Below are 6,588 nucleotides of genomic sequence, written 5' to 3'. Positions count from 1 at the left end.
GCCGTCGTCGACCCAAAAATCCAACCGCTTCCCGACGCCCGCGACACCACACCAGCCCAGGGGAGGTGAGCAATTACGGTGAACGGCTCGCTGATGAACAGGCCGCGGTCCGGCGAGGCCTTCTGCGCTAGGAAATACTCGCGATCGCTGAGGTCGGCTCCGATGGCCTCCGCCTTCGACCCACGCACCACCACTCCGTCGCGATCGAGGACCAGGATAGAACCGAGATCCTTTGCGGAAGCCGCATGGTCGTAGAGCACCAAGTCCTGAAAGCGTGCGCTAAGGTCCGACAAACCCGGCTCTGCAAGTCCCGCCACGACGGCCTGCAGCGACATATCGTAAATTTCGACGTTGCGGGCGATGTCCTGCGAGAGGGCGCTGAGAAGGTTGCTCTCGCCACTCACCGCCTGGGCGTAGGTGCTCTGCCTCAGGTCGTAGAGCGTCCACCCCGAGGCGGCGCAGAAGCCGACGGTGATCACCGCGATGGAGAGCTCGAGACAACGAACTTTCCCCCGTCGCCCGAGCCGCCGTGACCGGCTCCCGACATCGACGCGTGCGGAAGCTATGGGCAGCGTGGAGGAGGCTTGCATAAAGGGGCTCACGCGGCGGCGCTGTCGGAAGCGGGGCTGAAAAGCTGGTAGAACGCCTCGGCCGATACCGGCTTGCCGAAGCGGTAGCCCTGCGCTTCCCGGCAGCCGAAGGCGGCGAGTGCCACGGCCTGCTCCGCCGTCTCTATGCCTTCAGCGATGACCTCCAGACCGAGGCTGGCCCCCATGGCGAGGACGGCTTTCACGATAGCGGCGTCGTCGGGATCGGTATCGAGGTCGCGGATGAACTCGCGGTCGATCTTGAGGCGGGTTAAGGGGTAGCGCTTCAGCAGGCTGAGCGAGGCGTACCCGGTGCCGTAATCGTCGAAGGCGATCTTCACGCCGAGATCGCGCAGTCGGCGCAAGGGAGCGACGACGCTCTCATCGAGACCGAGCACCGTGGTCTCGGTGATCTCGAGCTCCAGGAAATGGGTGGACAGCCCGGTCGAGGCGAGGGCGGCCAGAACGTCGTCGAAGAAGCCGACATCCCGCAGTTGCGCCGCAAACAGGTTCACTCCCACTCGAATTGGAGTGCCGTTCGCGGCCATCTCGGCGGCAAACGAGCAGCCTTCCCGCAGGATCCACCGCCCGATCGCGATGGCCATATCGCTCGTCTCGAGGATCGGCAGGAACACGGCCGGGGACAGCAGGCCACGCAGCGGGTGGCGCCAACGCAGCAACGCTTCGGCTCCGACGAGGCTGGCGTCGGGGAGGGTCACCTGAGGTTGGAAGTGCAGTTCGAACTCGTCACGAGCGAAGGCCTGCCTGAGTTCGTCCTCGATCCGGTGTCGATAGTCGGCCTGTCGGCCGAGTTGCGGCTGGAACACCTCGCAGCGCCGCCCGCCCGCCATCTTGGCGTGCTGCAGCGCCAGCAGCGCGGCCTTCAAGGCGGCATCGGCGGCGTCGAAATGCGACAGCCCGGGACACAGGACGATGCCGATGCTCGCGCCGAGGTGGGACACCGAGCCGCCGATGTGGAATGGCTCCCCTATCCGCTGCAGGATTTCCTGGCCGATGATGTCAGCCGCGATCGGGTCGTCGCTACCGGCAACGAGGATGCCAAACTCGTCCGCTCCCAGACGGGCGACAAAAACACCTGCCCCTGCTGCCACGACGACACGTCGAGCGGCCTCGGTGAGGACGAGGTCGCCGATTGCCATGCCCATGCTACCATTGACCACCTTGAAACGATCGAGTCCCATCTGAAGCAAGGTGAAGCAACCGCTCGCCGTCAGCGCCTCGTTGACCTTCTCGAGAAACTGCGTGCGGTTGGGCAGGTCGGTCAGGCGGTCAAAATGCGTGAGGTAACGCACCCGCTCACGGGCGCGGTGACGTTCGGACACGTCGCGAATGATGGAGCCGACCTGCAGCCGATCGCCGTCGTTCCAGGTCGCCAGCGACAGTTCGATGGGAAACTGTTCTCCATTCTGCCGCTGCCCCCTGATCTCAACGGTCTTGCCGGCGAGGCGTCGCTCGCCTCCCGCCAGCACCCTCGCCATCCCGGCCTCATGTCCTGCCCGAAACTCGGGAGGAATGATGCTCGTCAGCGGCATGCCCACGGCCTCGACACAGTTGAAGCCGAACATGCGCTCGGCCGCGGCGTTCCAGAAGGAGATGGTGCCGTTTTCGTCGGAGCAGACGATGGCGTCCGGCGTGGTGGAGGCCATCTCCTTCGCGGCATGTCGGACGAGGTCGAGGCGTCGCCGTTCGAGGTGGTCCACCACGACTTTCGCCAATCCCTGCAGCACTCGTTGTTCGCGCTCCGTGAGTGGCGCACGCGGCTCGGTGTCGATGATACAAACGGAGCCGAGCCGATGTCCGGTGGGCGTGACGACCGGCGCTCCGGCGTAGAAACGAATGAAGGGGTGTCCGGTGACGAGCGGATTGGTGGCGAAACGCTCGTCGGCGCGGGCGTCCGGGATGACGAGGACGTCGTCGCTCATCAGAGCATGAGCGCAGAAGGACACGTCGCGGGACGTTTCGCAGGCCGCGAAACCCACACGGGCCTTGAAAAACTGCTGGTCCTCCGCGACGAAGGACACCAGCGCCGTCGGCACGTCGAAGATGTCGACCGCGAGACGGACGATGTGGTCGAACTCGGCTTCCGGAACAGGGCCGTCCAGCCTGTAGCTCCTCAGGGCCTGGAGGCGTTGCCGCTCGTCGGCCGGTTGAGGGAATCGTCGGGACGGCATTTTTGATCACCGTTGTCTGCGAAGATCTCCTATCCTGCCGACAAATTGCTACTAACTCGTTGCACAATATCCTATTGATAGACAATTAACCGGTCTACGACGGTTTGAGGGAGTGCCAGCGCAGCCACTTTTCGTCGCGGGCATGTCGATTTTTGGCCTACTTTTCACACAAACATAAATTTTTTGAATGTAATATTCAAATCATGATATTGGTTTGTAATTTTGTTGTGGTAAAGCCTACTAATAATTATTATTTATATTACAATACGACCTAAAGAAATCGAAAAATCCGGAGTTTTCGTGCTGTTTCATTTGGGTCTTATCCAATTAGAACCGACACGCACCAACCATGTTACTGAAAAAATAACAGAGTACAGGCCGAAGCAGCCTATTACTGTGAGGCTGCCTTCGCTTGTGGGTTTCCGGAGGCGGTCACAATCGAAACGACGCTGACGAGATCGCGAAATCGTGGTTCGACGACAAGCGCTGGCAGATCGACGCCATCAACGATGCGAACCACCGCTATCATGGGAGGGCGAGATCCCCCTGGCACGCACCGCGATGCGGCCACGCCACGTGCCGCCATTTGCGCTACGCGCCTATCAAGGCCTTCCGCTGGCCAGCCCAAACTGCCAGGGCCACCTCAATCCGGTGGTTCGGTCAAAGATGTCGTCATGCACTCGCCTCAACCTCGATCGCCGCGCAGTCACATGCAGGCTGCTGGATAGGTCGGCATGGGAATTGACCTGCATGGACCCAGAGCAGCGCCCTGCCGACTTTGGACCCAGCCGGTCGCTTCTTCGATCACGCCCTACAATGCCTCAGGGACGGCGAGCCGGTTCCGTAGAGTCAGAACTCATGCCCAGCCCTCGTCCGACGGCGGCGAGGACGCGCCCTTGTCGAGCGCGCTCGGCCTGTCGAGGCGTCAGGATCCGCCCTAAGATCAAGGGAACGCGTCCGGCGATAGGTGCCGTAAGAATGCCTATCGAGGACAGGATGGCAAAGTCTCGTCAGAGCGGCCGTTCGCCAAGGGTCCAGGAGGACCCTGGAACGGGATGACCCTGCGGTACACGTCCATCAGCCCTGTAGGTCTGGATCCAACCCGGATAGCGTGGCGCAGGCCGGCTGACCTCATCCAGCGCCGTCATGTCGTCCGGGCTGAGTGATACCTCCACCGCTGCCAAGTTGTCAGAAAGTTGGTCAGGCCGCTTCACGCCACAGATGACGCTGGTGACCGCCGGCTTGGCCAGGAGCCATGCCAGGGCGACCTGGGCAGCGCTAATGCCCCGACGGTTCGCGATGCCGCGCAGAACGTCGATGATGTCGTAAGTCTTGGCCTCGTCGACCGGCGGGAACTGGATCTGGGCGCGGCGGGACGTCTTGTCCGAGGCGCCATGCCGATCGAATTTGCCGGACAGCAACCCCCCCGCCAACGGGCTCCAGCAGAGCAAACCGACGCCCTCTTCCCGCACCGCCGGGATCAACTCGGCCTCGATGTCGCGACCCGCCAGCGAATAGAAGCTCTGGATCGACACGAAGCGCGACAGGCCCCCACGGTCGGACAGCCCGAGCGCCTTGACGAGCTGCCAGGCGGCGAGGTTGGAACAGCCGATGTAGCGCACCTTGCCCTGGTGGACGGCATCGTCCAGGGCCCGTAGGACCTCTTCGGGCGGGGTCAGCGGGTCGTGGTTGTGAATCTGGTACAGGTCGACGTGGTCAGTCTTGAGGCGGCGCAGGCTGCCTTCGAGGGCATCCATGATGTGCAGCCGCGACTGACCCACATGGTTGGGCCCCGGTCCGGTCCTCGCGCTGAGCTTGGTGGCCAGAACGACGTCCTGTCGGCGGCCTTTCAGGGCGTCGCCGAGCCGCGTCTCGGAAGCGCCCCCGCCGTAGACATCTGCCGTGTCGATGAAGTTGACGCCGGCATCCAGCGCCTGCCCCACGATGGCGTCCGTCTCGTCCTGCGACAGGCGGCCGATGGCCGAGGTGACGGGGTTCTCGGCCCCACCGAACGTCATGGCGCCGAGGCAGATCCGTGACACGAACACGCCCGTTCGACCGAGTTGCGCATATTGCATGGCGGTACTTCTCCCCCTCACCCGGACTGAGGATTGCAGGCAACGGCGGAGGAAACCATCATGCGATGATCATTTTTCATGCGCGATCAGCCGGAGATGCCCGTGGACCCCTTGTCGGACGTCCTGTCGCTTTCATCCGTGGACGGGGTGCTGTCGGCCCGGTTCGAGGGCCGGGGTGCTTGGTCGATGCGTTTTCCGGGATACCGCCACCTCAAGTTCGGCGGCGTCCTGCAGGGAGCGATGTGGCTCTGGGCGGACGAGACCGCCGCCACACCCGTTCGGCTCCAGGTCGGGGACGTGTACCTCCTCACCAGCGGCCATCCCTACAGGACGGCCAGCGCGGTCGATCTGTCGCCGATCGATGGACGCGCCGTCTTCCGGGAAGGCCTGGGGCCGGACGGCGTCGTCCGCTACGGCTCCGAGGGCGATGCCACCGTGGTAACGGGAGGGCGGTTCACCTTTGCCGACGATGCGAGCGGCATGTTGCTCGGCCTCCTTCCGCCCGTCGTCCACATCCCCGCCACATCCCCCGCCGCTGCTCCACTTCGGGCCGCCCTCGACTTCGTCGGCTTTGAGACAGGAGCGAACCGGCCCGGAGCGCGCGTCATGAATGGCGCCCTTGGCACGCTGGTCCTCGTCCATATCCTGCGCGCTCACCTCATTTCAGAGGACGCCATGCCGGGTTGGCTCGGAGCCTTGGCGGACCCGCGGATCGGACCCGTGCTGGGTCTCCTCCATGGTGACCCTGCGCGCCGCTGGTGCGTGGCGGAGATGGCGAGGGCGGCCGGCATGTCGCGTACGGCCTTCAATGGGCGCTTCATCGCCAAGGTGGGCACATCGCCGTTGGATTACTTGATCCGCTGGCGAATGGCGGTGGCCAGCGCCGCTTTGAGGACCGGTGAGCAGAAGCTGGCCGATATCGCCGTCAAGGTGGGCTACGCCTCCGAGAGTGCCTTCAGCATGGCGTTCAAGCGCCTCCACAACGAGAGCCCGGGGCGGCATCGATCGGCGAACAGAGGCCGAAGGGACCGCACGATCGGAGGCTGACCATCAAGATCGGCTCTGGCCAGGCCAAGTCTACGAGGAATGAGCCATTATGAGTGTACTCCAATCGAACCGATGCGAGTGGTCCCGTCCTGGCCGGTTCGCTTGAGGCGTACCCCAGAAGAACCGATGATGAGCGTGCCACCATTGAGCATGAGCTGCCGGACCGCCACATCAGAAAGCCCTACTGCCGCCCACGCTTGAACGTCGGCAGGTCGGACGACGCGCGCAGCGCGGCCAGTGCAGCCTCTCCAGCGGCCCGCGCCAGAGCTTGGTTCGGGAACGGCTCGGCACCGCGCTGGAGCACCACGCCGCCGAACCGGCGCAGTTCCCAGGTGAACCTCTGATCGCCCGCCTTGACGACGAACAGCTCGGGCAAGCCGAAAGTGTCGGGCTCGGCGCGTTTTGCAGCTCTGGCAGCCAGAGCGGCCAATCGAGCCTTCTCAGTAAAGCGACCCGACGTTTTCGGAGGTGATTTCACGATGACCCTCGACGCTCCTGCAAAGGTGCAAGGCCATGGCAAGCCGTTAGGTCCCGAGCTGCGTCGTGTTACACAATGGGCGCAGCCAGACCACGACGTGGCAGCGCCGCAAGTGCCTGTTGAAGCAGTGGCCCTAGTGCTCTGAACCAATCGGATGATTCACGACGGGTTTGGGATGTGCGAGTCTGGGGCTCATGTCCCAGACC

General features: G+C 63.7%; 5 protein-coding genes. 1 reads left to right on the top strand and 4 read right to left on the bottom strand.

What is annotated here, in order from left to right; translation table 11 throughout:
* From D3273_RS26965 to D3273_RS26955, 3 genes are all read right to left on the bottom strand, one after another.
* A partial coding sequence (locus D3273_RS26965) for a PDC sensor domain-containing protein (RefSeq protein WP_428977815.1) occupies positions 1-479 on the bottom strand: 479 nt, incomplete at its 3' end.
* A gap of 119 nt (positions 480-598) precedes the next feature.
* Complete coding sequence (locus D3273_RS26960) at positions 599-2,779, bottom strand: putative bifunctional diguanylate cyclase/phosphodiesterase (protein ID WP_129230033.1); 2,181 nt, start codon at positions 2,777-2,779, stop codon at positions 599-601.
* A 1,010-nt stretch (positions 2,780-3,789) separates the two neighbouring features.
* Positions 3,790-4,857, bottom strand: coding sequence for an aldo/keto reductase (locus tag D3273_RS26955; protein WP_129230032.1), 1,068 nt, complete (start codon positions 4,855-4,857; stop codon positions 3,790-3,792).
* Positions 4,858-4,935: 78 nt separating this feature from the next.
* Between D3273_RS26955 and D3273_RS26950 the strand changes: the two genes are divergently transcribed.
* Positions 4,936-5,904, top strand: a complete 969-nt coding sequence (locus tag D3273_RS26950; protein ID WP_207210920.1) for an AraC family transcriptional regulator — start codon at positions 4,936-4,938, stop codon at positions 5,902-5,904.
* Positions 5,905-6,085: 181 nt separating this feature from the next.
* Here D3273_RS26950 and D3273_RS26945 read toward each other — a convergent pair whose 3' ends face one another.
* On the bottom strand, positions 6,086-6,334 hold the full coding sequence (locus D3273_RS26945; RefSeq protein WP_129230031.1) for a hypothetical protein: 249 nt from the start codon (positions 6,332-6,334) through the stop codon (positions 6,086-6,088).
* Between the last annotated feature and the right edge of the window lie 254 nt (positions 6,335-6,588).

It is taken from the genome of Lichenibacterium minor, from assembly GCF_004137685.1.
Classification (GTDB): Bacteria; Pseudomonadota; Alphaproteobacteria; order Rhizobiales; family Beijerinckiaceae; genus Lichenihabitans; species Lichenihabitans minor.
Note: the sequence above shows the minus strand (reverse complement) of the source record. Positions and strands in the feature narration are given on the sequence as shown.